Genomic DNA, 552 nt, shown 5'->3' with positions numbered 1-552 from the left:
CGCCACGAGACCCGGGGCGGCGGTGGAGCCGCCCCGGGTCTCGTGGCGGGAGACGGCGGTGACGGCCAGGGTGTGGGCGCCGAGGGCGGCGGCGGACGGCACGGCGTCGCGGATCCGGCCGCCGCTCGCGGCGGCGCCGAGCACGAGGTCCAGGCCGCGGGCCGCGGCCATCGCCGCCGGCCCGGCCCAGCCCCGTTTCAGCCGGAGGTCGTAGGCCCAGACGGTGGCGGCGAGCGGCACGGCGGCGGTGAGCGCGGACCGGCCGGCGCGGGCGGCGAGCGCGAGGCCCAGGGCGGTGAACGCGCCGGCGGCGGTGAGTGCCGCGCCGGGGGCGATCCGCCCGGACGGGAGCGGCCGGTGCGGGCGCTCCGCGGCGTCCTCGGCGCGGTCCGCCCAGTCGTTGAGCGCCATGCCCGCCTGGTAGAGGCACAGGGAGGAGCCGATGGCGAGCAGGGTGCGGGCCCCGGGGGTGCGCCCGGCCGCCGCGGCCCCGGCGAGGGCGTCACCGGGGACGGTGAACAGGGCGGGCAGCCGCAGCAGTTCGGCCCAGTC

1 protein-coding gene is annotated in these 552 nt (G+C 81.9%); it reads right to left on the bottom strand.

All coding sequences use genetic code 11. The features are described from left to right. Window positions 1-552 (bottom strand): SCO3242 family prenyltransferase (locus CCN35_RS27500; RefSeq protein WP_169721397.1); only part of this gene is annotated, 552 nt, incomplete at both ends.

Origin of the sequence: Streptomyces thermovulgaris (genome assembly GCF_002155915.1) — a bacterium.
GTDB lineage: Bacteria > Actinomycetota > Actinomycetes > Streptomycetales > Streptomycetaceae > Streptomyces > Streptomyces thermovulgaris.
Note: the sequence above shows the minus strand (reverse complement) of the source record. Positions and strands in the feature narration are given on the sequence as shown.